Origin of the sequence: Robinsoniella sp. RHS, from assembly GCF_001029355.1 — a bacterium.
Classification (GTDB): Bacteria; Bacillota; Clostridia; order Lachnospirales; family Lachnospiraceae; genus Robinsoniella; species Robinsoniella peoriensis.
Genome location: NZ_JNGB01000098.1, coordinates 1 through 26,172, shown reverse-complemented (window position 1 = coordinate 26,172; position 26,172 = coordinate 1). Strand labels below are relative to the sequence as shown.

Genomic DNA, 26,172 nt, shown 5'->3' with positions numbered 1-26,172 from the left:
TCAGAAGGGCAAAGATAATAATTGGAATCAGATTGCGCAGTACCATTCCAATGGAATACCCTGCTACAAGTCCTCCAACGAAGGAACCGATGGGAATGGTGATGACTCCAGCCAGAACACCCGTCGCCAGATATTTCCGGTCAGACTCTTCAATAATTCCCAGTGCAACCGGAATGGTAAATACAATTGTAGGTCCCAGCATAGCCCCTACAATCAAACCACCAAAATTTCCAGCATTGGGATCTAAAGCCAAGGCTTCTGCAAGTGGCGCTCCACCCATATCATTTGCCAGAATCGATCCGGCAAACATAGCCGGGTCAGCGCCCAGAAATCCAAACAGCGGTACGATAACCGGTTTTAAAAGATTCGCAATGACCGGTGCCAGCGCAATAATACCCACCATGGATACTGCCAGGGCGCCAATCGCCATAATACCTTCTTCAAATTTTTCCCCCAGGCCAAACCGGTTGCCGATAATCCGGTCCAGGGCGCCTAATGCGGCGAAAAATACCATAATATAGATAATGATCTCATTGATGCCCATTTTGAACACCTCCATTGTTATTTGCAGATTCCTGGATATCCAGAGAATCTATAATTCCTATTACTGCTGCATCTATCGGAGTTTTTCCATCTCCTACTACCATTCGTGCGGGATTTCCCCGGCAAACCAGTACCATATCACCAACTCCTGCTCCGATTACATCGGCTGCAACAATAAATGACTCATCTTCCTGCCTGGATCTTTTCATGATATCGATAACCAAAAGCTTTTGCCCGTTGATCCCTTCATCTTTTTTCGTTGCCCAGACATTTCCTATTACCTTGCCAATTTCCAAACCCTCACCCCTTAATTTCTTATAACCGCCATATTGTGATTCGAAATGTAATCTCTGGCCAGCGGTGTAATAATCGTATTTTGCCCCAGCAATATAGTGATGCTGCCGGTTCCCCGAACCTTTATCAGGTCCGATTCCCGTAAGAGGCGAAGGCCGCTCAGATCCACATAGTCCTCTGTTTCAGGTCTTGGTTGTATGCGGTTTTCTTTTGCTATTTCTGACGTATAGCTGATCAGTTCTATCCCAAATCTTTGAACAGCAGCTTCATATTCCTGATAGAGATGATATAAAGTCTTGTATGCTGTCTCTTTGTATCTCCGGTATTCCAGACCGGACTCCAGGAGATATACCCGTTTTCCTTCCAGCAATGCCCGTAAGATACATGCAGCCTGCGGTTCTGATGGAATTCCAAGAACCAGATCAGCCATTAATTTTATCGGCATCTGTGCCAATACATAGATATCGCAGCTTTCTGCCTCCGAAAACGGGATGATCTGATACGCAGCTTTCAAAGCTTTTTCTTCGCCCTCAGGCAGTACGCCCAATACCATAGCTGACCTTCCGGCTGCATTTCTCATACAGTCCTGGCCAATTTTACGCTTTAATTCCCGAATCACTTCTTCTATTAAAACTTTCTCATCCATAGGCTCTTTCCCTTCCTTTGAGCATATTCAAACATGGCAAAACACACTCTAGAGCGTGTTTGAAAATTGCTTTCTGACAGATGTGTGTCACAGTTTGTGGTAGATTTGTCCCGGATGAAGGGCGCGTAGCGGGCTACGCAACCTGAATTCGGGGCAAATATGCCGCAAAGTGGGGCGTGCAGATGGCGGGAATGAATTTTAAAACACACTCTAGTGTACAATTCTGCAGAAAGTTCCTTTTTCAAACCCACAGGCATTGGCTTCATCATAATCAATGTGAACATACGTGTCAAAATCTTTACTGACTCTGGCTATAGTATCTTCAAATATAACCGGCCTGCTGCCAAATACCTTTATTTTCAACGCCTGTCCATCTTTGACCTGGAAACGGGCGGCATCTTCCGGAGTAATGTGCATATGGCGCTTTGCTACTATTACGCCTTTATCCTTTACTACCTGCCTGTCCCCATTAGAAAAAATGGCTCCCGGCGTACCCGCGATATCTCCGCTTAAGCGCACCGGCGGTTTTATTCCCAATACCAGTGCGTCAGTCATAGAGATCTCAGCCTGGGTCTCTTTCCTCTCAGGCCCCAGAATTACAACATTTTTTAACGTCCCTTTCGGACCTGTCAGCGAAATGCGTTCCTGGCACACAAACTGCCCTGGCTGGGAAAGATCACGTACTCTGGTAAGCTGATAGCCTTTTCCAAATAACGCGTCCACATCCTCCCTGCATAAATGCACGTGCCTCCCGGAAGCCTCAACTTCCACCATCAGTTTCTGGCGAAGTTCCCTGACAACTGCTTCTACGATATTATCTACAAGTTCATTCATAGTGATACCTCCTGCATATCCCAGGCCTGCCTGCGATACTGCCTTAATAAGTAGTTTGAAAGCGCTTTTCTTTCAAACTGCCTCCTTGCATATTACAATCCTGCCTGCGATATGCTTAAATTAGCATTGTGAAAGTGTACCTCTTTCACACTTTACACATTTGCGGATCTGTTTCTTCATATTTTCCCGTTAGGTATTTGAACATCATGATCCAAAACAGAGAAGAAAGCCTGTTTAAGACCCGGATTATATCTTCCCTTTCCACATCCCCTGATTCCATTTTAAAAGCCCGGTATGCCGCCAATTCAGTTTCTCTGGCTTTTGTACGAAGGCGATTTAAATATGCCACGATTTCGCCATGCTGATAGGTCGGCAGGAAATGTTTCATCCCATAGTACTGGCTTGGATGATGGGAATGTGCCCGCATTTCATCCGTATTCAGACCCTGCATCAATATTTCACCCACCGGCTCTCCTGAGACTTCACACCGGAGAGTCCACCGTATGGTCTTGATAATTTCTTCCAGATCCTGTGTCATCCTGTGAAGCTGCTTTTTCTCGGTCAATGTCTGAAAAAGAATGATTTCAGATTCCAGAGAATCAATTGCCCCTCTGAATGCAATTCGCGGATGGTCCTTGAAGACAAGCTCTTCTCCTCTTAAATGCGTCATATGCTCTGGTTTTCCATTTATTGCCTGACTGACCGCTGCGGTAACGATTCTGCGGATTTTGTCTCTTGATTCTTCCATGGTTATTAAGCCTCTTCGGAAAAGGTACCTGCCGCTCTTTCAACCTGGTGGGGTAAAATTACATCTACTTCTGTATGCGGGCGGGGTATTACATGCACAGATACCAGTTCTCCCACGCGTTCTGCTGCAGCTGCTCCTGCATCGGTAGCTGCTTTAACTGCTCCTACATCGCCTCTGACCATAACGGTTACCAGACCTGCGCCAATGGATTCTTTACCAACCAGCGTTACATTTGCTGCTTTTACCATCGCATCTGCCGCTTCGATAGCTCCAACCAGACCTTTTGTTTCAATCATACCCAATGCATTTGTATTAGCCATTTCCATTACCTCCGTAATTTTAAATTTAAGATTTCATGTTTTATATTTCTTATTATTTATTTCTATCGTATTATTATTCTACAATTGCTCATATTCATTCATCGTTGTTTCACGGGCTTTAGCGCGTGTTTGAAATGCCTGTATCTGAATCAGATAAGCTCCTTCATAATTTTTTCAACGATGGAGTCTATCATCTCCTGGCTTAGTCCCAGGCTGGATGCCGAAGTGCCATGTCCGCCTGCCGTCTGTGCTTCTCTTCTGATCTCTGCTAACTCTTTTGTTCCAAACGCAACTCTTTTAATATTAATCACATCTAACGGACCAATGTTGTTAGAAGTAGAGCTTCCGCCCACGGCTCCGCAGCCAAGAGTCAGCGCAGGAAACAGTCCTGTCGTCGCTCCGATTCCACCCAGGGCTCCGGGTGTATTTACCAGAAATCTGGATGCCGGAATCTGCAGTGCAAATTTACGCACCAGAGCTTCATCCTCTGCATGCATGGAAAACGTATGCCCTGCACCTTCCATATGCAGAATCTCTATACAGCGTTCTAACACCTTATCTGTATTCTCTTCTACATACATCCCCAATACAGGTGCCAGTTTTTCTCTGGAATAAGGCGCACCATCTCCAACCTTTGTCTCTCTTCCCACCAATACTCTTGCTGTGGAAGGAATTCCGGTCAATCCTGCGTACTGTGCAATTGTAGCTGTGCTTTTTCCTACTATCATTGGATTCATCGTTCCGTTTGCTCTTAAGATGAACTGTCCCAGCTGTTTGGTCTGAGCATCATCCATAATATAGGCACCCTGTTCTTTTAATTCCTTTACAACCTTTTCTTCCATGGACTTCTCCACCACGATAGATTGTTCGGAAGCACAGATTGTCCCGTTATCAAATGTTTTAGAATCCAGAATTCTCTGAACGGCTTTTTTTACATCAGCACTTTTATCAATAAATGCGGGGCCGTTTCCTGCCCCCACCCCAATTGCCGGTGTTCCGGAAGAATATGCGGATTTAACCATTGCGCCGCCGCCGGTAGCCAGAATCAGAGAGGTGCTATCATTGCTCATAAGTTCCTTGGTTGCATCCATCGTAGGTACACTGATGGCGGAAATGGCTCCTTTTGGGCATCCTGCTTTCTGTGCGGCATCTGCTATAATTCGAACGGTTTCTAAAATACATTTTTTTGCACCCGGATGCGGTGAAAATACAATAGCATTACCGCCTTTTAGTGCAATCATCGCCTTGTAAATCACAGTGGATGTTGGATTAGTAGAAGGTATAATTCCGGCAATAACCCCTACCGGTACACCAATATCCCAAACTTTTCGTTCTCTGTCTTCGTGAATAATTCCAATAGTCTTTTCATCTTTAATCCCATCGTACACTACTTTTGAAGCGAACAGGTTCTTAATCACCTTGTCCTGCCAAATACCAAATCCCGTTTCCTCATTTGCCATTTTTGCCAGGTGCTCTGCACTGTTTGTACCTGCATCGCTGATAGCCTTTACGATCCGGTCAATCTGCTGCTGATCCATACGTGCCAGCTCCTTCTGGGCCTCTTTCGCTTCTGCTAAAAGATTCCTCGTCTCCTGGACAGATATCAGGTCTTTATCTCTTAATTCCATTCCTTACTTCCTCCTCTTATTCGTATTCCCTTGGCGCATCAGCTACGGACCGTACTGCCTGGGCAAAAGCGGAACACGCAGCCTTGCATGCGGACTGGCTTCCGGTTAAAAGCCCGCCTCCAAAATTCGTCTCAGAAGGTGGTTCATATAAGGTTACCAGTTTTACATCGGCAGCCTTAAGTGCTGCATCCAGTCCATAGATTGCTTCCAGAGGAGGTGCGATCAGGTAAGCCAGGGCTTCTCCTTCCCGGATTCCTGCTATCTTGGATAAATAAGACCCCGTCCTTGATACAGTATGAGCATAATACACAATGGAATCATCTTCATTTGCACTTACAAAGCAGGCTCCATGCTGCATAAAATTAATAATTGAATTTAATCCGCTTCTCACCTCTGCCGGACTTGGTCCGCCGATAATGCCAATTACTTCCCCTGCCAGTTTGGTAGAGGCATTTCCGGCTCCTGCATACATAGATTTGGCATAGACTACATCCACATCTGCATCCTTTGTTGCCTCATCCAGTGCCGTATAAGTGACATCATCCATATCTGCCGTAATAATTCCCAGACTCTTATGCCTTGGATCTAACCCTAAGGATTGAACCAGGTCATCGCTGACATTAGATATAATCCGTATAGCCAGGATATTCGGCCGCAATTCATCATTTTTCATTTTTACACCCACTGCATATAGCAGACTTATCTGCTATAGCTGCCTTTCTCATTTATTTTAAGTCAATGCCGCTGGCCTTCTTTTCCAGCATTTTCATGATCAGTTCTGCTGCATGAGCACCTGCTTCAACTGCTGTAGTTCCGCCTTTGTGTATATTACTGATTACCGTCCGCTTAGCTTCCGCCAAACCATGTCTTGGCTGATATGCAATATACGCTGACATGGATTCTGCCGTTACAAGCCCCGGTCTTTCTCCTACCAGCATACAGATTACATCAGCATCCGTAACTTCACCAACTGCATCCATAGCGCCAACCCTGGCGTATTTAATAAATAAAATCGGCGGCAGGGTAATTCCATGCATCTGCAGCCCCTGACGAATAGCAGGGATCATATCTTCCACATTTGCTTCAATTGCAGACGAAGACAGTCCGTCACCTACAATAACCAGAACTTTGGGATGGCTTCCACAGGTTTTGCGGATAACATCCAGAGCTTCACTTGGAAATCTTCTTCCCAGATCCGGTCGGGTCAGGTATTGATCCTTATCCTGGCACAGCGTCTGTACAAATACAAAGTCACATTTTTTAATAAACTCTTCTGATACATCACTGAACACAGCATCCTGGGCTGCTGCATGATCCGCACGTACCCGAAGCATAGTCGCTGTCCGGTATCTGGCACCTGCCTTTCCTATCCCAAGTCTGGCTGGGGTTTTGGCTTTCATTGCCAGATATCCTGGTGCATCTTTGGGATCCTTTACCAACAGCTGCTTGCGCAGATCCACTTCGGTAATATCCTCCAGACATCCGCCGGTATCTTGCGGCGCCTGTTTTTTCAAATTTTCTGCTGTGGTCTGTATGACCTCAGACCGCTTGGGTTCCGGTGCTTTTCCAGTATTCAGCATCTGCTCCAGAACCTTCTCTACCATAGACCTTATTTCTTCATCTTTCACGCTTGTTTTCCTCCTTGTAGAAACAAATAATAATTTCATTATCCGATACAGTTTTAAACGCTCTAGAGCGTGTTTTATAATTGCTTTCTGGCAGATGGCGGGAATGAATTTTCAAACACACTCTAGAACAATGTAGAGGCATCTCCCGCTTTCTTCGTAAGTCTTCCCCGCTCATCCACATAACCCATTTTTAAAAGCCATTCATGGAATGGTTTTATCGCAGTCAGTCCATAGATTTCCCGAAGCGCTGCTGTTTCCTGAAAACCGGTTGTCTGATAATTCAGCATAACGTCATCTCCGTGAGGAATACCCATAAAATAGTTACAGCCCGCAGCAGTCAGTAATACGGATAAATCTTCAATGGTATTCTGATCTGCCTTCATGTGGTTGGTATAGCAGGCATCACAGCCCATGGATATTCCTGTCAATTTCCCCATAAAGTGATCTTCCAGTCCGGCACGGTTTACCTGGCGACCATCATACAGATATTCCGGCCCGATAAATCCCACTACAGTATTTACCAGGAACGGTGAAAAATGACGCGCAAATCCATAACACCTGGCTTCCATCGTCACCTGGTCAGTATCATGATGCGCTTCCGATGACAGTTCTGAGCCCTGCCCCGTTTCAAAATACATCACATTGGGTCCCTGTGCCGTTCCCTTGGTCAACGCCATCTGGCGTGCCTCTTCAATCGTAGCCGCATTAAATCCAAAGGCCGTATTTCCCAGCTCGGATCCTGCTATAGACTGGAAAATCAGATCGGTCGGTGCTCCCATTTTAATTGCTTCCATCTGAGTTGTAACATGCGCCAGTACACAGGTCTGGGTTGGTATCTGATACTTCTGTTTGATTTCTTCGAAACGCTTCAGTATCCGGGTTACACTTTCAGCTGAATCATCTACCGGATTCAAACCAAGCAGTGCATCTCCGGCTCCAAAGGTCAGCCCTTCCAAAAGAGATGCCATAATTCCGTCGGGATCATCGGTGGGGTGATTTGGCTGAAGTCTGGATGACAATGTTCCCGCTTCCCCGATAGTCGTATTGCAATGTGCAGTTACCCGGATTTTTCTGGCACCATAGACCAAATCCAGATTCGACATCAGCTTTGCCACAGCAGCTACCATTTCTGAAGTCAGTCCCCTGGAGATACGCCGGATCTGATCTCCCGTAGTCTCTTCATCCAGAATCCATTCCCGAAATTCGGAGACTGTCATACGTTTAATCTCGTTATAAATAGACTCATTTAAATCGTCCTGAATAATTCTGGTAACCTCATCTGTTTCATAAGGTACCGCCGGATTATTCCGCAAATCTTCCAGCGTAATCTGAGACAGTACAACCTTTGCTGCAACACGCTCCTCTGCCGTCTCTGCAGCAAGTCCCGCAAGCTTGTCCCCGGATTTCTCTTCATTGGCTTTCGCCATTACTTCCTTCAGGGATTTGAAGGCATATACATGCCCAAAAAGTTTTGTTTTTAAAATCATATTTATACCCATTGCATATTACAGGCCTGCCTGTAATACTGCCACAATTAAACAGGTTGAAAGAATCACATCGTGGCATCCTTTCTGCATCGTAATTTTCTTTCAACCTTTCTTCCTGTGCCGCACTTGCTGCGGCTTCCTATCTGTAAGTGTGAAACGGTTTTCTTTCACACTTTTCCCTCCTATACTGCATTTACTGCAGCTTTATATCTGAAAGTGTCAAGTAATTTTCTTTCACACTTTTACTGAGTTTTAAATACCAGTGTTTTTACCACCACCGGAAGCACACAGCCCTCCGCAATCGGCCTCCCGATGTCAATATAATCACCTTCCGACAAATGTATACTGTCCAGACAGATCACCTCTTTATTCCACTCCAGCAGATGGTACATGGTCTGCCCCAATACCTTAGCCATATCACTTTCTACAATCACAATAACAGGAAGCTTTGCTTCAATCAGCGCTTCTGCCCCCATCAAAATATCTTTTGCATAGATCTGTACTCTGGAAAAAGAAGGGTTCCTTTCTCCATCTATAGCTATTGCAACCTGCGCAAGTTTCTCTTCCACCCGAAACCAGTCCAGCTTTCTTTTAATTGCATCTGCAAGCTTCCCCGGCTGTTCCTCTTCCCGGGTGAGTTTCAGGACCGGAAGGTTTTTCACCGGAAATGCATCGCTGGTATACGTGATGGTACTTCCACTGATCTCCGTAGTATGGCTGCCAGCTCCGACTACCGTAGCCCGGATCGTCTCATCACTTTCTATGACTTTGAGCTGCCTGACAAGCAGGGAATCTTTAATGGCTTCTCCCAGTAAAATGCCGATATCGCCAAATTGAAATGGATCTGTAAATTTTTCCGGATGATAAATAGCATCCGCCACCCCGCCGGAAAAACTGATACATTGAATCTGATCCTTACACTGGATATTCTTATTAGTGATCATCAGATTAAAATACTCATCTTCTTCTTTTAACCCGACACTTTGCTCCAGCACCTTTACCATCATTTGAAGTATGGGCTTCAGGTTCTGTTTATCTGCCACTGTTCCAACAGCCAGAGGCATTTTTTCTTTTTCAATTATCTGCAAAAGCTTAGGTGCTATATAAGTGATCTTGTGGGTTCGTGCCTCCACTTTAATCAACCGGCCACCAATATCCAGGCAGCCTGTATCAATTGTATCCCCTCTTTGAAACACCGCCAGATTACTGGTTCCGCCGCCAATATCCATATTGACCGCCGTCACATGGTGTTCCTTGGAATACAGGTCTGTCCCTGCTCCCTTACCGGAAATCACACTCTCCAGATCCGGACCCGCCGTTGCTACCACAAAATCTCCGGCAAACCCGCTAAGGGCATTGACTACTTCTTCTGCATTTTCTTTCCTTGCAGTCTCTCCGGTGATGATAACAGCCCCGGTATCAATCTGCTCTTTTTTAACACCTGCTTTTTGATACTCTTTCTCCACAATCCTGCGTACCTCTTCGAAATTAATCCTCGTCTGGTCTACAAGGGGTGTGAAGTAGATATCACTTTTGTACTGAATCTGTTTTTGTGTGATCACCATCCTGGGAACGGTATAGCTGGTTGCCATATTTTCTACGATAAGCTTTGAAAAAATAAGCTGTGTAGTACTGGTTCCAAGGTCAATTCCCACACTCAGCAATTCTTCTTTCAATTTATACCCACCACATATTGCAGGCTTGCCTGCAATACTGCCACAATAAAGCAGGTTGAAAGAATTCGTGGCATGACTTCCTTCCCGTTTCATAATTTTCTTTCAACCTATACCGCCTCCTTTTCCAAATAATTCATCAAATCCGAAATTCCAATCCCATCCGGTGTATCCACTTCGAAAATAGGGGATGCCCCTGCCTTAACCAGTTCCTTCCTGGCTTTCTCAATTTTCTGTGGTTCCGTCTGGTTTATTTTTGTAATGATACCAATTACTTTTTTTCCGAATATTCCGGCAAAGGCAGGCGGAATTGCCCGGTATTCAGAAGTGGGGTCTGCCACCAGCGCTATCACCTTTGCATCCACAGCAGTCATAATCAGAGCATGGTAAAAATGGCGGTTTTCTAAATACTCGCCCGGAGTATCAATCGAATCCCCGTAACGCTCCACTGCCTGGGTTTTTCGATATTTTATCGTCTGCTCATTCAGTTTCTGGCACAAAGTGGTCTTGCCACAGCCTGTCTGACCGATAAAAATAACTTTTTTCATACACTTTCCCCCTGAATATTGCAAGTAATCCTGGAATATGCCTAAATAAGTAGTGTGAATTTATTCACACTTTCCCCTCTGCCATTTTAAATCCCCATTAAGTCCTGGTAATGGGTGCCCTGGTAAATCCCAGATCCTGCTCCATCGTTCTTAAAATATCCTTAATCGCCGCTTCTACTGAACTGATATCTCCGGTAAAAACTAACGCTCCGCTAAAGCGGTCTATAAAGCCTAAGGTAATATCGGATGCCTTTGTCGCAATATCAGCTGCTATAATCGCTCCTTCACTGGGCGTTATGGTAAGAATGCCTATGGCATCCATTTCCTCTGGCTCCAGACCAAGCTTCGCGTAAATACCCGGATTCGGTCCCGCGATTACATGTGCCAGCGTAATCTGTTTTCCCGGAACAAATTCCTGAATAATCCGCTGTTTTTCTTCTACTTCCATCAAATGCACCTTCTTTTATAAAGCCTGTTTTAAAATATCCAGAATATCTTTTTTCGAAACCACCCTGGGATTCGTAACAATACATCCATCCGCAAGTGCCCCTTCTGCAATCTGCTCCTCCGCCTTATGAAACTCATCCGGTTTTAGTCCGCATTCCTTAAAGCTCACGGGCATTTTCATCAGCTTTTGCATTTTCTGTATCTGGTGAATCAGATTTTTCACAGCCGACCGGATATTCACCCCTCCAATTCCATACAAAGAAGCAATCGCTGCATATTTTTTTGCAGCCGTCTTATATTCCTTTGTATTATAGTCCTGAATTTCCGCATTATAAGCAATTACATAAGGAAGCAGTATGGCATTTGTCCTGCCATGGGCAACCCCAAACTTACCACCTATATTATGGGCAATCGCATGATTTACACCCAGGGAAGTCATATCAAATGCCAGTCCGGCCATGCAGGAAGCATAGTGCATCTGTTCTCTCGCTTCCATATCCACCGGGCTTTCATAAGATTTCACCAGATACTTCAAGACCGTGACAGCTGCCTTTTCCGCCAAAGCATCCGTAAATGCGTTCGCCTTGGTAGACACATATGCCTCCAACGCATGGGTCAGTACATCCATCCCGGTATCAGCCACAATGGAAGGCGGCAGGCTTTTCACAAGTCCCGGATCCAGTACTGCAATATCCGGCAACAGCGATTTATCAACCAGGGGATATTTCACTCCCTTATCTTTATCTGTAATAACCGCAAAAGAAGTTACTTCTGATCCCGTACCGCTGGTAGTTGGAACCGCAATAAATTCCATGTCCGGCAGATCACCGATCTGTTTGGAAAAGTGCATAATTGCCTTTGCCTCATCAATGGCCGAACCACCGCCCAGCGCAATCACTGTATCCGGCTTATAAGCCATTACTTCCCTGACTCCTTCCACTACAAGTTCCAGTGGGGGATCCGGTACCACATTGCTGAAAATCATATATTCTTTTTCTTTCAGCTGTTCCGTTATCCGATCAACCATCTTTGATTCCACCATAAACGGATCCGTTACGATAAAAATCCGTGATGCGGTAAGATTCTTCAGACAATTCAGGGCATCCGCCCCAAAACACACAGCCGTTTGTATTTTAAATTCCTCCATGTTTCACCATCCCTTCAAAAGCTTTCCTTATTTAGCTATCTTTTGTGAAATGAGACAAGATTATACAATAAAAATAAAAATTGTTGGATTTCTGTGCATTTTTATAACTTTCCGACTCATTAATATTTCCAATATTTTAAATTCCAAACTAATCTTCCTAAAAAAACAAAAAAAGATCCACTCAAAAGTGGACCCGCATAAACCATATTCATATTATTTTTTCAAAGACTTTATAATTATTATTCAAAAAACTGCTGAGCTCGCAAATAGCCCAACAGTCCTGATTTTGCCTCTTATAGCTGCACCGGATGGTGTTCCTTCAGCGACTGTGCCGCCGCATAAGCAATCTTTGTAGATTTTGTACCATCATATACCGTTACATCCGGCTTACGTCCCTCCCGGATACAAGCAATAAATTCTTTCATTTCCAATACATACGCATCCGCGAAGCGCTCCGGAAAAGAGCCCACACACTCCACTACCGCCCCATTTTTATCATAAATCATTGCCAGATTTTTTGCTGGGACGGGGCTGATACGGATTGAACCCTCGGTACCTACAACTTCCGTTTCTATATGATACCCGTGTGCCGCCGTCCTGCCTACGTGTATCTGTCCAATTGCACCATTTTTGAACCGGAACATGGCGCAGCCAGTTTCACAATCACCATTCGCTTCAAACTCCGGATGTTTGAAAGTGCATCCTAACGCATACACCTCAGTTACCTCATCTCCCAAAAACCAGCGCATTAAGTCGATGTCATGACTTGCCATATCAATGTAGATTCCACCGCTGGTACTGCAGAATTTGATGGAACCCTCCACCAGACTTTCGGGATCAATTCCTGTCGCCTTTACCAGATAAGGCTTGCCGATTGCACCTTCTTTTATCTTCTGCATGGCATAGGCATAGGACGGATCATAGCGCCGCATAAAGCCTAAAAAGAATATCTTATCCGGATATTTTTCTACCGCTCTTTCTGCCGCTTTACATTCCTCTTCATTAATACCCAGTGGTTTTTCACAAAACACATGCTTTCCCGCTGCCAATGCCGCTTCGATCTGCCAGCAATGTTCACTGCTGGTAGTGACTATCGCTACGGCATCAATATCTGCACTTTTCAGCATTTCCAGGTAGTCTGTATACACATCCGATACACCCAGTTCATTTTTAGCATACTCTAATTCCGCCTCTGCGACTGAGCATGCTGCCGTTAATTTTGCCCCCGGGATTTTATAGCAAATATTGTTTGCATGTACCTTTCCCAGGCGTCCTAATCCGGCAATCCCGACCTTTACTTCATCCATGGTTTTCCCTTCTTTTTCTATATATTTTAATGATGCTTCCTTGTAGTCCATCATTGTGCAATTAACAGTGAATTGAGCACCTGCTATCTATGTCAGAAGCGCGCCACCGCTTTGAGGCAGTAACAAACCGGTATCCGGTTCAGCTGACATCGTACAAATCAGGCTTACGCATCATTTGTATTTCCATGAACCTTCCGGTATTACGGGAACGATTCAGCGTATCTGCCGCAACGCAGGCAGCATAACCATCCCACGCACCCGGGCCATTGCAGCTATTGTTTTCTACCGCTCTCACCCACTCATTTAACTCAATGTCATAAGCTTGAATAAACCTTTGGGACCAATCGGTAAGTATAGGAACGCTGCGCCCTGCATCGGACCGAGTCACAACTGCGTAAGGATCCGGTAAACTGACTGTTCCCTTTTCACATACTACCTGACACTGAATATCATAGCCATAACCATCGGACAATTGTACCTCTACGTCAATGCGGCATCCTGTACCGGTCTCCAGAAGCACGATCTGCGGATTGTCATACCCTTTTACTGAGTAAGAAGATTGCCGTACTTTAAGCACTTGTCCATTTTTATACTCATCGCCCAACAGCCATCGGCAGATATCCAGCTCATGGATTGCTATATTTGACACACCCATCTCGCTGGTAAGTCCCTGAGGCTGATGCATGTTGCGGTGACTGGCATGAATCATAAGAGGATTCCCCAGTTCACCGGATTCCACAATGCGTTTCATTTCCCGGTATCCCGGATCATATCTCCTCATAAATCCAACTTGCACCAGGCGTTTACCAAGTGCCAATTCTGCTTCAATAATTTTTTCACAGTCAGCCGATGTCTGGGCAAGTGGTTTTTCACAAAACACCGGCTTTCCCTGCTTCAGACTCTCAAGAACATAGCCCGCGTGTGAAGTATCCGAAGAAGCAATCAGTACCGCATCCACTTCCCCACTTCCAATCAACTCTTCCCCGGTATCAAATATATGGCTGATATCATATTGCTGTGCGGTTTTTTCTGCTGATTCCCGGAAATAATCGGAACAGGCCGCTACTGTGGCTCCGGGAACAAGATTGCGCAAACGGCGAATATGGTCACGTCCAATTGCACCGCATCCGATAACCCCGATTTTTAACATATCAATTCTCCTGACTATATGAATGATTGATGTTTTATTTTGCAGCCATACGTCTGGCCTTTGCTTCCATTCGTTCACGAGTTACGTCAATAAGTACTGCCAGGATGATAACCAGACCAACAACAATATTCTGGATTGCCGTAGAAGCACTGAGCAGCTGCAGACCATTTCTGATCACAGTAATGATAAGCGCACCGATAATAGTACCGCTCATAGTTCCTTTCCCGCCATTAAAAGATGCGCCTCCGATAATACAGGCAGCAATAGCATCTGTGTCATAAGGCTGAATAGCATTGGCTCCATTGGCGATCCCGCCGCGTCCAATCAGTACAATACCTGCCAAAGCACTCATAAATCCGGATAAAGTATAGCAGAATGTGAGTACATTGGAGCTCTTAATACCAGAGAGGCGGGCTGCTTCAAGGTTTCCCCCTACACAATAGATAGAGCGCCCCAGAACCGTCTTGGAAAGAAATACACCCATAACGGCAAACAACACAATTACTAATATAAAACTTACCGGAAAACCACCCAGCAGTGGTATGGAATTAGGCAGCGTTGCCTCTCCCAGCCATGTAACCTGTACCGGAAATCCGGAAACAATCTTAGAACCTACCACCACCAGGGCAAGCCCCCACAAAACATTTTTCATACCGAGGGTTGATACAAAAGGATGGGGTAAGTGCAGGCGGGTCAGCAGTGTACCATTGATGAAGCCAAAAAACGTACCTGCAACTAAACCTGCAATGATAATTAAAACAGGATTTGTAATTCCGTTTTGTAAAAGCATTCCCATCACACAGGTACAAAAGATGGCATTCGCTCCTACAGAAAGATCAATGCCTGCAGTGATGAGGCACACCAACATACCAGTAGAAATCAATGCATTTACCGATGTTTGCTTAAAGATGTTCATGAAATTCGCAAGCGTTAAGAAGCTTGACGTAGCAAAGCTCAAAATTACACATAATACAAACAGGGCAATCAGGGATCCCAGCTTATTGACCAGGCCCGAATTGGATTTTAATTTTACTTTATTCATCTAAGGTTCCTCCCCACGCAGCTCTCATAATATCCTCCTGATTGAAATGATCACTTTCTCTGTCTAAAGTTCCCGTTACCCGACCACCTCTCATTACCACAACCCGGTCAGACATGCCCAAAATTTCCGGCATTTCAGAAGAAATCATAATTACGCACTTTCCTTCTTTCACAAGATTATTCATTACATTATAAACCTCTATTTTGGCACCAACGTCAATACCTCTTGTCGGTTCATCAAAAATATAAATATCCGCATCGGAATTGATCCATTTTCCAATAACAACCTTTTGCTGGTTTCCGCCTGAAAGCTGACCCGCAATTTCATCTAGCGACGGGGTCTTAATGCGTAACGAAGTAATATTATCTTCTCCCGTCTCCTCAATATGTTTCTCATCCAAAAATAAACCTCTTGCAAAATTTTTCATGTTAGCCATAATCAAATTAGCCCGGATACTTTGTGTCAAAACAAGCCCCTGATTTTTGCGGTCTTCTGTCAAAAATGCAATTCCTGCATTGATTGCCTGTCTTGGGTTTGCGATTTTCATTTCTTTATCATGAATATAAATTTTGCCGCCATCGATGGGATCGGCACCAAATACAGCCCGCATTGTTTCGGTTCGCCCAGCCCCGACGAGTCCTGCAAAGCCCAGAATCTGTCCATCGTATGCTTCAAAGCTGACATCGAATAATACACCGTTTTGTCTCAAATTTTCAACTTTCAGAGCACAGCCGCCTTTTACTCCCATTACTTTGGGAAACTTATTGGCAAGGGAACGTCCTACCATCGCTGTAATTAAGTCATCATTATTTACTTCTGTGATAGGCTTTGTCCAGATATGCTCTCCATCACGTATTACTGCAACACGGTCACATAATTCGAAAAGTTCTTCCAGCTTATGGGATACAAACACAATGCTGATGCCACGGCTGCGCAATTCTCGGCAAATATCCATCAGCTGCTGAACCTCCTTTTCTCCTAATGATGAAGTAGGTTCATCCATTATAATCATCTTAGCCCCAACCGAAAGTGCTTTGGCAATTTCAATCATCTGCTGTACTCCCATGCCCATAGTACCTGCTGCTTTGTCAGGATCGATATCCTGCCCAAGAGATAGCATCACCTCCCGCGCTTTTTTATTCATAGCCTGATAATCCAACAGGCCCTTCTTCCCCCGTATCCACTTATTCATAAAAATATTATCTGTAATGCTCAAAAGCTTTTCAATATTTAATTCCTGATAAACACAGGCAATGCCAGCCTCCGCAGAATCATTAGGATTACGGAAATGTTTCTCTTCCCCTTCCACAAATATACTGCCTTCATCTGCCGAATGTACACCTGTCAGTACCTTTATCAGAGTAGATTTTCCGGCACCATTTTCACCAATCAACCCCAGTATCTCCCCTGGCTTTACAGCCAGGTTCATGTTTTTTAAAGCTACAACACCAGGAAAGCGTTTTGTGACATTTTTTAATTCCACAATATATTCACTCACTGCATACCTCCTTATTCTTCATGCTTAATCAATAGATCGATTTATTTACCAAGCTGAGATTTCAAAGTATCCAATTGTTCCTGTGCATTTTCTTTTGTCACAATTTTACTGCCAGAGTCAATAAACTCTTCTATTTTTTCACCATTTATTGCTTTCACACATGCTTCAACAGCCTTATATCCCATATCGTAAGCATTTTGTGCAACAGACATTGTTTCTTCACCGCCTAAAATAGCATTACATGCAGACTGAATACCATCAAATCCACAGAAAACAGTATTCGCATATGCCTCATTTCCCTTCGCTGCACGAGCAGCTGCTATAGCCATATCATCATTGTTGCAAACGATCATTGCAACACCGTCCGGGTGATTTTGTATAATAGCTTCCATGGAAGCAAATGCCTTGTCAGCGACTGCATCTGCATATTGGATTTCATCCGATAAAAATGTACCGCCTGCTTCTTCGATACCTGCCTTATAGCCGGTCAGACGTGCTTCTGCAGTAGAATCACCCTGAACTCCAGTAATGGCAATGGCATTTAATTCTGTAAATCCTGCCGCTTTCGCCGCCTCAACAGCTGCCAATCCGCCTGCTTTCGCTGCTTCTTCATTACCGGTTCCTACAAAAGATAATACTTCCGGGGCTTCTATTTTCGTATCTACAGAAATAATCGGCTGCTTAGCACCCGCAATTTTGGAGATTACCATATCCGCCTGTAATGGAGCAATAACAAAACCATCAAATTTCCCTGCTGACAGATTAGTTTCAATAATATTCAACTGCTCATCATAGGAAGTTTCCGACGCTGCACCCTGGATCTCAACATTTACATCCGGATTCTTATCGCTGTATGCCTGGGCACCGGCTAATACGTATCCCCAATACTCAGAAGCGGTAGTTTTCAGGATTACGCTAATGTTAAGTTTATCACCAGTTGCCGATGATACATTTTCACTTCCGGCAAGATCACTGCCGGCAGCCGTCTCATTGTTGCCAGCTGCCCCTTTGTTGTCAGCTGTTTCATTGTTGTTAGTTGTTTCATTCTTGTTAGTCGTTTCATTGTTGTTAGCTGCAGTAGTTCCACCACAAGCAGTAAGGGATAATCCCATAAGCCCCACCATAAAGATACTTAAAATTTTTTTCTTCATACAAAAATCCTCCTTATTTTTTATATAGTTTATTTTTTGCCGTATGGCATTATGTCCCTTACAAAACCCCGTTAATATGCATGAGCATAATATGCACAAGTCATTTTCAAAAAACGCTCAAAATATATGCAAAACATTATATTTTTTTGTATTTATCCAGATTATAACACTACATTTTGGTTAAGTCAATAAGTTTTTTCCAAATTTTTGTGTGCATATTGTCCAGTTTTGATCCTATGTTGTGCATCCTCTCTATTTCTCCTTCCACTCTGTATGCACATATTTGCATATTATGCATATGGAATTATGCACATTTCTGAATTACTTTGTGAGGAATTTGTTTCAAAAATGCGGGGTGAGCTTACACGGAAGAAAAGGTTAAATATGAAAGAATTGATTCCATAGATGTAATATATCTAAGAAGCACGTCAGGAACAGAAAGTCCGGCGTGTAATTTATAAGAAAGATTATTCATACGTTTGTCGTGATTATTCACATTTTAGTTGACTTAAACTTAAAAATGTATTATTCTTCAATATAGTTAAAATACAGAGAGTCGGATAATAATCTGCAAATTCTCTACTAAAAATCATCTGTTTTTAAATAAACGGTATGATATCCCCGACTCATTGTTTATAGGAGACGTATATATGATTACAACCCAAGAACTTGCCCGGTTAGCCGGCGTAAGTCAATCAACGGTATCAAGAAGCCTTCAGAATTCTTCACGAATCTCTTTGGAAACCAGGATTAAGGTTCAGGAATTAGCAGCACAGCACGGATACACAATAAAAAAAAGGGCCGGCATATCTAATATTTCCGGGAACAATGGGGGAATTGCTATTATTCTGGGCGCTGATAAAATGCATTCCCCCCTTGACCTCTATCTGGAATATTTGTCTAATGAGGTTATCAGGCAAATTGAAAAACAAAATTACTACTGCGTAATCTCATCCTACGATGCAAGTGACCATTCCTTTAATTACATTCAATCAATCATTGAAACAGCCGATATTAAAGGCATTGTTATTATTAATGGCAACTATCACTCTGCACTGGAAGATTATTTAAGCCATTTAAATATTCCTCATATTTACACCCAGTATTTTTCACGTCCTATGAAAAAAAGTTTAAATATAATTGATGTTGACCACTTTACCGGCGGTTTCATCGCTACTAATCACTTATTGGCATTAGGGCATCAGCGTATCGGTACCTTTACCTCTGCCGGAAGTGATTTCAAAGAACGAACAGAAGGATATTGTACTGCACTCGTAAATAACAATCTTGAATGCAATCCTGATTGGATAATTCAAACAGGACTAACTTACGATGACGGATACCAAAACATGCAAAGCAGTTGGAACCAGCTGTGTGACTGCACTGCATTTTTTGCTCAGACAGATATTCTTGGCATTGCTATTATTAATTATCTGACCGATCATGGATATAAAGTTCCTCAGCAATATTCCGTAATTGGCTTTGACGGAATTCCTGAAGGCAATTATTGCCGTCCCAGGCTAACCACTGTTATACAGCCCGTTCTCAAAATTGCGGAAAGAAGCATAGAACATCTTACCTATCTGATAAAGCAGAAAAGTACCAGCGCTGCTCATTTATTCGTACAGCCTGAATTGTATCTGCGTAACTCCACATCACATGTGAAGTAATCAAACGTATAAGTAGTACTTTTCAGACAGTGAAAAAGGCTTTACACTGAAATAACAATTCATTTAACTATAAATGCCATGGCAAAAAGCTCCCGAAGTGCTTTTTGTCATGGCATTTTTGGTCTGAAACAGCAGTCACCGGTAGACTTTTCCGGTATCACATTACAAGTCGTGAACTACCCTGTTGGAAAACACTCCCTTTAATCCTATCATCTCAACTTTCTTTTTAATTTTATTTATATCCATCAGATACAAGCCTCTATCTTTCATCCGTTTAAAATAAACAGAGCCGGAAAAGGTATATTTTCGTTCTATTCCTTCTTCCGTCCCCATTTCTTTTTTTACAAATGCAATCATGTCACCAACCGCCAGACTCTCCGGCAGAATTAAAGTCTCCAGGCCTGATGCTTCTCTTACACTGTTATACCCGGCCAGAATCCCCGTCACAATTGCCTCTGTATGACCAACCAGCAGCCCTGCCTTTTCGCCTGCACAATATAAATTCTCTGCTCCCTCTACTTTCAGACTGTTGTCCCGCGGCGACATTGCCATATAACGGATGGAATTCCCCTTGCCGCCCGCATAGGGATCTTCATATCTGGCATCTTCAAATCCCGGAATCCTCCTGAGTTTATCGATTGGAAAATAAGACGTCATCAACTTGGCATGCCCTGTATCCAATAAAATAATATTTTCCGTAAAATCATCAAGTGCATACTGCTGGCAAGCCTTCTCAGACAAATGATTTTCCCTCAGATCCTCTGGTAAAGGTATTACTGCCACTCCTTTTTCTTCTAACTGGTCAATGATTTCTCCGGAGAGAGACTCTTTAAAAAGCTTACAGGAACCACTCATTGCACCTAATTTTCCATTTGCCCGCTTTCCCTGTATCTCCGGAATCCCCGCCTCTCCCGTCAGACTGATTCTACCGCCAAAACTGGGGCATCTGAGAATGCACATGGCACATCCGTTACCAAACTTTCTGCAATTATTCATAGGCCCCGCACTCCCGGTAGCATCAATGAACATCTCGCCGCCAAACTTTCTGCCATCATCCGTCTGTACATTTAAGATCCGTTTCCCATCCATCTGCACTTTAGACATACGCGCCTGAAATTCAATTTTCGTTCCTATCTTTTTTAAAAACCGGTAGATAACTCCGGATATTTTACCAACATCATATAAAGAAGCATGCTCATGTCCGGGAAACTCAACATTCTTATGCCTTACGTTTTCATCAATAATACGAAAAATCTCTCCTCCGCCCAGAGCGATCATTTCTTCCGTTGCCGTGTACCGTCCGTTATTTCTCATAATTCCGCCAACCAGTCCTGTACCAAGCAGCATATCCGTTTTTTCCAGCAGCGTAACCTTTGCGCCCTGCAAGACTGCCCCATATGCCGCGGCGCATCCCGCCCAGCCTCCTCCTGCTATTACCACTTCTATACTCATGTTGTCTGCCTCCATTCTTCTGATGAACCTAACTTTTTCCATGCAGTGTGTAAACAGTTTCCTTTCACACTTTTCCGCCTGATTTTCACGGGCTATAAACTCTCATACTTTAATGTATGGACATGTTAGCCTGTTTATTCCTGAAATCGGTTAAATTCCATCCGTCTTACATCCCACCCAGAAAATTCATTCCGGTTCTCCAAAGAAATACCCCTAAATAAAAAAATGTAAGTAAACTCCCTGCACCGCATAAAACCTTACTGATCAAGCCATCAGCCCGGCAGAGATCCAGACTGATTCCCCATTTAAGAGGGTAAAGCAGACGAACATTCTTATAATTAAAAATATCTGCAGCGATATGTGAAAGCATAGAAATGATAAAATAGGGAACCAGAATGGGATAGATAATATATAAAATAAAGCTCAAAATCCCAACCGCCGGTAAAGAATGCATAAAAGATCTGTGAGGCCTGCTCTTACCAAAGATACATACCCCCAGAAAAGCAGTCATACCCATCACCAGTCTCACCAGGTTACTGTTACGCATAAAACTCGCTGTTATCCCAAGTTTCCACTGATATTCCATAAAAACAGTGGCGATAACCGCTAACAGCGTAATTGCAATTACTTTGTTTACATCTCTTCTGGCTTCCGAAGTGCTTACGTCTATGTCACTGATTACAGAGCCTACAGATGCCGTCCCGATACACAACACAACCTCTCTGATATTTTCCGGCTGTCCAATCAATAATGCCGCCGCTGTTCCTATTGCCACATGTGTTTTTCCTGTCATACGGTTCTTCTCAACTTTCCTCATTAGTCTTGTAAATCTTAAGTTTTCCCCTGGAACGTGTTTGAAAATTGCTTTCTGGCAGCTGTGCGTAACAGTTTGTAGAAGATTTATCCCGGATGAAGGGCGCGTAGCGGACTACGTAACCTGAATCCGGGGCAAATATGCTGCAAAGTGGGGCGTGCAGATGGCGGGAATGAATTTTCAAACACGTTTCAGGCCTACTTGCGTAATTATACAAAAATCCATCCTTAAACGCAAGCTATTTTTCCGTATGTATGTTCTTATAAAAAGGCCGCTGCAAATTCATTCCAAACACTGACATACGAACTAATTACCATGGGATTATATTTCCCAATCCATGTCAGATAAAGAATCATTTTACAACGACCTGCTCTTCATTTCAATTTATTTACATTTATACTTTTCCGATTCTCTTACAACGTTTCCTGCTGATTTTGGGAAACCATCCTTGCAAATACCAAAACAACAAGCATAAGCACGATTCCAAAAGGAAGTGCAATCCAGGCACTTTGTACAAATCCCGCTAATATATAGGTCAGGAAGGATACAACGGCTGCCGTAACCGCATAGGGAAGCTGTGTTGTCACATGATTCACATGGTTACATCTCGCCCCTGCCGATGCCATAATCGTCGTATCCGAAATCGGAGAACAATGATCTCCGCAAACTGCCCCCGCCATACATGCTGAGATAGAAATAATCATTAATTCCGGATTAGATTTTTCAAATACTGCAACCACAATAGGGATGAGAATACCAAATGTACCCCAGGACGTACCGGTTGCAAAGGCCAGCCCGCATCCAACCAGGAAAATGATTGCCGGCAGAAACTTCATTAAGTCTCCTGCACACTGCGCCATAGCTCCTGCCACAAAATCTGCTGCTCCCAGGCTGTCTGTCATGGCTTTTAAAGTCCATGCAAAGGTAAGTATTAAAATAGCCGGTACCATTGCTTTGAATCCATCCGGCAGACATGCCATACAATCATTAAAATTCAATACTTTTCTAATATTATATAGTATTATTGTAATCACCATTCCAAAAAAACTGCCAAGAGCAAGCCCTACAGAAGCATCGCTATTAGAGAATGCAGTAATAAAATCTTTTCCTGCGAAAAATCCGCCTGTATAAATCATACCAATTACACAGCAAACAATTAAAGATAATATAGGAATCATTAAATCCAGAACGCTTCCATGGGGATTGGAAATATCATCTTCATCAAAATTTCCTATTTTGTCTCCTGTTGAAAAAAGATCACCATTCCGTGCATTTTTTTCATGAACCGCCATAGACCCAAAATCTACTTTCAGCAATACAAGTCCCACCATCATAACAATCGTCAGCAAAGCATAAAAGTTATATGGAATTGCTCTGATAAAGATAGAAAACCCATCTTCACCTTCCACAAAACCTGTAACAGCAGCTGCCCAGGATGAAATAGGTGCGATGATACATATCGGTGCTGCCGTAGCATCAATCAGATACGCCAGCTTTGCCCTGGACACCTGATGCTGGTCAGTAACCGGACGCATTACACTGCCTACTGTCAGACAGTTAAAATAATCATCAATAAAAATTAATACCCCTAAAACAATTGTTGCTAGCTGGGCACCAACTCTCGTCTTTATTTTCTTACCAGCCCATCTTCCAAACGCAGCCGAGCCTCCGGCTCTGTTCATCAGACTGACCATACATCCCAGAATAACCAGGAACACCAAAATTCCCACATTATAGCTATCCGATAACACTTTGATGAATCCATCATTAAAAATGTGTGTCACAGTCCCTTCAAATCCAAATCCGGAAAAGAACAGTCCTCCAACCAAAATACCTAAAAATAATGAACTGTAAACTTCCTTAGTAATCAATGCCAGAACAATTGCTACTACCGGTGGTATCAACGCCCAAAAAGTTGCATACATGGCGGGCTTCGCAGCTCCTTCTTCTGCAGCCAGAACCGTCATGGGAAGCAATGCCGTGAATATCAGTAACATGCTGATACCCATAAACAACCTTTGTTTTGAAATCCTCATTCCTATATCCTCTCTTTCCCTCCAAGAAAAAACCATGAATGAAAGTCTCCGTGGGGACATACATTCATGGTCATTTAAGGTCAGATTTCCCTATACCACTTCAGATAGCGCTCCACATATCAGTGACAGTCCGCAACATATTCTGCTGCGTCCCAGAGCTAATTCCATGGACCGGAATATACTCTTCGGCGATCTTCCCTTTTCTCCAAAACGACTGTCCTGCCACTTGTCCCGGAGTACTGATGAATATCGCACCTCTATCATTTCATTTTTATTTCTTGTCTAGTTATATGTTTCTATTTTAACATTTTTTCGACAAAAAGCAAAGATTAAAATTTTGTTTTATTCCTGCTTTATTTTCAGATAGCTTCCATTCCGCAAGCAATCAAAATTCTTGCCGCAGCTGCAAAATAAATAATTGGAAATTCTTCTGACAGCCTCCAGAAATCATTATTCCCAGCCAGCTTGTCTACCATATCATTGATAAACCTCTCAGCTATGTAAAATACAATTTGAAATTCTAACATCATCCAAAGATTAGCCGAACAAATACTTTTTCATTTATTCCGCTAATCACTTCTTTAGTGAATTAAGCAAAAAAATAAGTCCTTGCAAAATTTTCATTTTACAAGGACAATCACGTGCGTGAGAAGATTCGAACTCCCGGCCTTTTGGTCCGTAGCCAAACGCTCTATCCAGCTGAGCTACACGCACATATTTAATTGATGATTCTGAATGCCGGCGACCGGAATCGAACCGGTACGGGAGATTAGTCCCGCAGGATTTTAAGTCCTGTGCGTCTGCCAGTTCCGCCACGCCGGCATTTCATGGTATCACTACCAAATGGGACCTACAGGGCTCGAACCTGTGACCCTCTGCTTGTAAGGCAGATGCTCTCCCAGCTGAGCTAAGATCCCATGGGATATGTAATTAATAAATCCTACATCTTTCGATGTAACGACCCAGATCGGACTCGAACCGACGACCTTCGCCGTGACAGGGCGACGCTCTAACCAACTGAGCCACTGGGCCAAACATTAATAACAACAGACAAATGGACCTTCGGGGACTCGAACCCAGGACCGACCGGTTATGAGCCGGTTGCTCTAACCAACTGAGCTAAAGGTCCAAAGAGCCGATGATCGGACTCGAACCGATAACCTGCTGATTACAAATCAGCTGCTCTGCCAATTGAGCCACATCGGCATATGACGTATGTTGTTATTAGTGACTCCAAGGGGATTTGAACCCCTGTTACCGCCGTGAAAGGGCGGTGTCTTAACCGCTTGACCATGGAGCCTTGCTTTACTGCCTTTTATCCTTTTAAATACTTAGCCATTTTGTTAAGTACTTAGCTCCCCGAGTTGGGCTCGAACCAACAACCCTTCGGTTAACAGCCGAATGCTCTACCATTGAGCTATCGAGGATTATACTGCTTTTTGGAAAAGCCATATACCTTCAAAACCACATACAGAAATTCATCAAATATCATCCGTTCTTGCATTACCAACTTCGTTGATTATATCAACTTTATTGACATTATCCTAAACCTTATGGATAAGCCTTCGACCTATTAGTATTAGTCAGCTCCATACATTACTGCACTTCCACCTCTAACCTATCTACCTCGTCGTCTTCAAGGGGTCTTACCGCTTATGCGGGGGATATCTCATCTTGAGGGGGGCTTCACGCTTAGATGCCTTCAGCGTTTATCCCTTCCCGACTTGGCTACCCGGCCATGCTCTTGGTAGAACAACCGGTACACCAGAGGTCAGTCCAACCCGGTCCTCTCGTACTAAGGTCAGCTCCTCTCAAATATCCTGCGCCCACGCCGGATAGGGACCGAACTGTCTCACGACGTTCTGAACCCAGCTCGCGTACCGCTTTAATGGGCGAACAGCCCAACCCTTGGGACCTACTACAGCCCCAGGATGCGATGAGCCGACATCGAGGTGCCAAACCACTCCGTCGATGTGAACTCTTGGGAGTGATAAGCCTGTTATCCCCAGGGTAGCTTTTATCCGTTGAGCGATGGCAATCCCACTTTATACCACCGGATCACTAAGTCCTACTTTCGTACCTGCTCCACCCGTCGGTGTCACAGTCAAG

26 protein-coding genes, 8 tRNA genes, 1 rRNA gene and 1 riboswitch are annotated in these 26,172 nt (G+C 43.7%); of the genes, 1 reads left to right on the top strand and 34 read right to left on the bottom strand.

The window, feature by feature from the left end; genetic code table 11:
• The 20 genes from eutH to RHS_RS23330 all read right to left on the bottom strand — a co-directional run.
• On the bottom strand, positions 1–544 hold a 544-nt coding region (eutH, locus tag RHS_RS23420; RefSeq protein WP_047834512.1), incomplete at its 3' end, for an ethanolamine utilization protein EutH.
• Complete coding sequence (locus RHS_RS23415) at positions 531–839, bottom strand: EutN/CcmL family microcompartment protein (protein ID WP_044289731.1); 309 nt, start codon at positions 837–839, stop codon at positions 531–533. The genes RHS_RS23415 and eutH, both read right to left, overlap by 14 nt.
• A gap of 11 nt (positions 840–850) precedes the next feature.
• The gene (locus RHS_RS23410; protein WP_027296495.1) at positions 851–1,483 is read right to left on the bottom strand and encodes a hypothetical protein; all 633 of its coding nucleotides are present in this window, start codon (positions 1,481–1,483) and stop codon (positions 851–853) included.
• Positions 1,465–1,740, bottom strand: a complete 276-nt coding sequence (locus RHS_RS31760; protein ID WP_395023429.1) for a DUF6783 domain-containing protein — start codon at positions 1,738–1,740, stop codon at positions 1,465–1,467. Before RHS_RS31760 ends, RHS_RS23410 begins: the two co-directional genes overlap by 19 nt.
• Positions 1,694–2,317, bottom strand: coding sequence for an ethanolamine utilization phosphate acetyltransferase EutD (gene eutD / locus RHS_RS23405; RefSeq protein ID WP_027296494.1), 624 nt, complete (start codon positions 2,315–2,317; stop codon positions 1,694–1,696). The genes RHS_RS31760 and eutD overlap by 47 nt, the downstream gene beginning before the upstream one ends.
• A gap of 145 nt (positions 2,318–2,462) precedes the next feature.
• Positions 2,463–3,065 (bottom strand): hypothetical protein, encoded by a 603-nt coding sequence (locus tag RHS_RS23400; protein ID WP_052378022.1) that lies wholly within the window; start codon positions 3,063–3,065, stop codon positions 2,463–2,465.
• Positions 3,066–3,070: 5 nt separating this feature from the next.
• Positions 3,071–3,385 (bottom strand): BMC domain-containing protein, encoded by a 315-nt coding sequence (locus RHS_RS23395; protein WP_027296493.1) that lies wholly within the window; start codon positions 3,383–3,385, stop codon positions 3,071–3,073.
• Between the two features lie 149 nt (positions 3,386–3,534).
• Positions 3,535–5,013 carry an acetaldehyde dehydrogenase (acetylating) gene (locus RHS_RS23390; RefSeq protein ID WP_047834511.1) on the bottom strand — a complete coding sequence of 493 codons (1,479 nt, stop codon included), beginning with the start codon at positions 5,011–5,013 and terminating at the stop codon, positions 3,535–3,537.
• A 16-nt stretch (positions 5,014–5,029) separates the two neighbouring features.
• A complete protein-coding gene (gene eutL, locus RHS_RS23385) occupies positions 5,030–5,686 on the bottom strand; it encodes an ethanolamine utilization microcompartment protein EutL (protein WP_027296491.1) in 657 nt (218 codons plus the stop codon).
• 52 nt (positions 5,687–5,738) lie between these two features.
• Complete coding sequence (eutC, locus tag RHS_RS23380; protein WP_027296490.1) at positions 5,739–6,641, bottom strand: ethanolamine ammonia-lyase subunit EutC; 903 nt, start codon at positions 6,639–6,641, stop codon at positions 5,739–5,741.
• A gap of 122 nt (positions 6,642–6,763) precedes the next feature.
• Positions 6,764–8,128: an ethanolamine ammonia-lyase subunit EutB gene (locus RHS_RS23375; RefSeq protein WP_027296489.1), complete on the bottom strand. Its 1,365-nt coding sequence runs from the start codon at positions 8,126–8,128 to the stop codon at positions 6,764–6,766.
• A gap of 242 nt (positions 8,129–8,370) precedes the next feature.
• Positions 8,371–9,804, bottom strand: coding sequence for an ethanolamine ammonia-lyase reactivating factor EutA (gene eutA / locus RHS_RS23370; protein ID WP_027296488.1), 1,434 nt, complete (start codon positions 9,802–9,804; stop codon positions 8,371–8,373).
• Positions 9,805–9,911: 107 nt separating this feature from the next.
• A complete protein-coding gene (locus RHS_RS23365; protein ID WP_027296487.1) occupies positions 9,912–10,349 on the bottom strand; it encodes a EutP/PduV family microcompartment system protein in 438 nt (145 codons plus the stop codon).
• A 97-nt stretch (positions 10,350–10,446) separates the two neighbouring features.
• The gene (locus RHS_RS23360; RefSeq protein WP_044289730.1) at positions 10,447–10,797 is read right to left on the bottom strand and encodes a BMC domain-containing protein; all 351 of its coding nucleotides are present in this window, start codon (positions 10,795–10,797) and stop codon (positions 10,447–10,449) included.
• 15 nt (positions 10,798–10,812) lie between these two features.
• Positions 10,813–11,943 (bottom strand): 1-propanol dehydrogenase PduQ, encoded by a 1,131-nt coding sequence (locus RHS_RS23355; protein WP_027296485.1) that lies wholly within the window; start codon positions 11,941–11,943, stop codon positions 10,813–10,815.
• A gap of 293 nt (positions 11,944–12,236) precedes the next feature.
• Positions 12,237–13,250, bottom strand: a complete 1,014-nt coding sequence (locus RHS_RS23350) for a Gfo/Idh/MocA family oxidoreductase (RefSeq protein WP_047834514.1) — start codon at positions 13,248–13,250, stop codon at positions 12,237–12,239.
• A 139-nt stretch (positions 13,251–13,389) separates the two neighbouring features.
• Positions 13,390–14,400: a Gfo/Idh/MocA family protein gene (locus RHS_RS23345; protein ID WP_047834510.1), complete on the bottom strand. Its 1,011-nt coding sequence runs from the start codon at positions 14,398–14,400 to the stop codon at positions 13,390–13,392.
• Positions 14,401–14,434: 34 nt separating this feature from the next.
• Positions 14,435–15,442 (bottom strand): ABC transporter permease, encoded by a 1,008-nt coding sequence (locus RHS_RS23340; protein WP_027296482.1) that lies wholly within the window; start codon positions 15,440–15,442, stop codon positions 14,435–14,437.
• The gene (locus tag RHS_RS23335; RefSeq protein WP_044295462.1) at positions 15,435–16,940 is read right to left on the bottom strand and encodes a sugar ABC transporter ATP-binding protein; all 1,506 of its coding nucleotides are present in this window, start codon (positions 16,938–16,940) and stop codon (positions 15,435–15,437) included. The genes RHS_RS23340 and RHS_RS23335 overlap by 8 nt, the downstream gene beginning before the upstream one ends.
• 41 nt (positions 16,941–16,981) lie before the next feature.
• The gene (locus tag RHS_RS23330; protein ID WP_027296480.1) at positions 16,982–18,091 is read right to left on the bottom strand and encodes a sugar ABC transporter substrate-binding protein; all 1,110 of its coding nucleotides are present in this window, start codon (positions 18,089–18,091) and stop codon (positions 16,982–16,984) included.
• A gap of 650 nt (positions 18,092–18,741) precedes the next feature.
• On the opposite strand from RHS_RS23330, the gene RHS_RS23325 reads away from it, so the two are divergent.
• On the top strand, positions 18,742–19,761 hold the full coding sequence (locus RHS_RS23325) for a LacI family DNA-binding transcriptional regulator (RefSeq protein ID WP_027296479.1): 1,020 nt from the start codon (positions 18,742–18,744) through the stop codon (positions 19,759–19,761).
• A 162-nt stretch (positions 19,762–19,923) separates the two neighbouring features.
• On the opposite strand, the gene RHS_RS23320 is transcribed toward RHS_RS23325, so the two are convergent.
• The 14 genes from RHS_RS23320 to RHS_RS23265 form a co-directional block, all read right to left on the bottom strand.
• Positions 19,924–21,213 (bottom strand): FAD-dependent oxidoreductase, encoded by a 1,290-nt coding sequence (locus RHS_RS23320; protein WP_047834509.1) that lies wholly within the window; start codon positions 21,211–21,213, stop codon positions 19,924–19,926.
• 166 nt (positions 21,214–21,379) lie between these two features.
• A complete protein-coding gene (locus tag RHS_RS23315; RefSeq protein WP_161597268.1) occupies positions 21,380–22,006 on the bottom strand; it encodes a metal-dependent hydrolase in 627 nt (208 codons plus the stop codon).
• A 10-nt stretch (positions 22,007–22,016) separates the two neighbouring features.
• Positions 22,017–22,211, bottom strand: coding sequence for a DUF6783 domain-containing protein (locus RHS_RS31755; protein WP_395023430.1), 195 nt, complete (start codon positions 22,209–22,211; stop codon positions 22,017–22,019).
• Between the two features lie 229 nt (positions 22,212–22,440).
• Positions 22,441–24,063 carry a Na+/H+ antiporter NhaC family protein gene (locus tag RHS_RS23310; RefSeq protein ID WP_047834513.1) on the bottom strand — a complete coding sequence of 541 codons (1,623 nt, stop codon included), beginning with the start codon at positions 24,061–24,063 and terminating at the stop codon, positions 22,441–22,443.
• A gap of 97 nt (positions 24,064–24,160) precedes the next feature.
• A riboswitch (Lysine riboswitch) is annotated at positions 24,161–24,331 on the bottom strand.
• A 91-nt stretch (positions 24,332–24,422) separates the two neighbouring features.
• Entirely contained in the window at positions 24,423–24,593 is a 171-nt protein-coding gene (locus RHS_RS31750; protein ID WP_395023427.1) for a hypothetical protein, read from the bottom strand.
• Positions 24,594–24,703: 110 nt separating this feature from the next.
• Positions 24,704–24,777: transfer RNA gene (locus tag RHS_RS23305), tRNA-Arg, on the bottom strand.
• Positions 24,778–24,799: 22 nt separating this feature from the next.
• Positions 24,800–24,885, bottom strand: a tRNA-Leu gene (locus RHS_RS23300).
• A 22-nt stretch (positions 24,886–24,907) separates the two neighbouring features.
• A tRNA-Val gene (locus RHS_RS23295) sits at positions 24,908–24,980 on the bottom strand.
• Between the two features lie 41 nt (positions 24,981–25,021).
• A tRNA-Asp gene (locus tag RHS_RS23290) sits at positions 25,022–25,095 on the bottom strand.
• Positions 25,096–25,118: 23 nt separating this feature from the next.
• Positions 25,119–25,192: transfer RNA gene (locus RHS_RS23285), tRNA-Ile, on the bottom strand.
• Positions 25,193–25,196: 4 nt separating this feature from the next.
• Positions 25,197–25,269: transfer RNA gene (locus RHS_RS23280), tRNA-Thr, on the bottom strand.
• A 22-nt stretch (positions 25,270–25,291) separates the two neighbouring features.
• A tRNA-Glu gene (locus RHS_RS23275) sits at positions 25,292–25,363 on the bottom strand.
• Positions 25,364–25,418: 55 nt separating this feature from the next.
• Positions 25,419–25,490 (bottom strand) — tRNA-Asn (locus RHS_RS23270).
• A gap of 126 nt (positions 25,491–25,616) precedes the next feature.
• Positions 25,617–26,172, bottom strand: a 23S ribosomal RNA gene (locus RHS_RS23265); the annotation flags it as partial.